Source organism: Yunchengibacter salinarum (assembly GCF_037658235.1).
In the GTDB taxonomy this organism is placed as follows: domain Bacteria; phylum Pseudomonadota; class Alphaproteobacteria; order Sphingomonadales; family Kordiimonadaceae; genus Yunchengibacter; species Yunchengibacter salinarum.
This window is the reverse complement of record NZ_JBBJLN010000036.1, coordinates 1-501: the sequence shown is the minus strand read 5'-3', so window position 1 is coordinate 501 and position 501 is coordinate 1. Positions and strand designations below refer to the sequence as shown.

1 protein-coding gene is annotated in these 501 nt (G+C 66.7%); it reads right to left on the bottom strand.

Annotation, left to right across the window (positions count from 1 at the left end):
• Positions 1-501: transposase (locus tag WGH93_RS13235; protein ID WP_374765342.1), on the bottom strand; the 501-nt coding region annotated here is incomplete at both ends.

Here is a 501-nt window from a genome sequence, read left to right as displayed (position 1 = left end):
GCGGGTCAGGCGCCAGCGGGCGGCCTGGGGCGTGGATGCCCCCCGGACCCAGCGGAGCTTCTCCTTGATCTTGTAGGCCTCTGCCGTGGCCGTGCCGAGATTTTCCAGTTCGGCGAGGGAGTCCCTGTCGCGGGGCTTCAACTGCCCATCCCCGGCCTTGAGGGTCGCCCAGCGGGCACCCTTGGGCAGGCGGGTCGCTTTGGCCTCAAGGCGGCGGACGTTGTCCACGGCGTTGGTGAACAGTTGCACCGTGTGGAACCAGTCGACAATGAGATGGGCATTCTCGAAGGTCTCCCCGGCAGCCTTCTGGAATGCGGCGGACATGTCGCAGACCACCTCGGCGACGGCGCTGCCGTCCCCGCCCTGGCTTTCCAGGAACGCTCGGAACTGCCTGACACAGGCCTTGCCCTTGCCGGGAACGGCAAAAACCACCGGGGTCTCGGCACGATCAAGGTCGATGAAGACGGTCACATACCGATGACCGCGCTTGGCGGCGGTCTC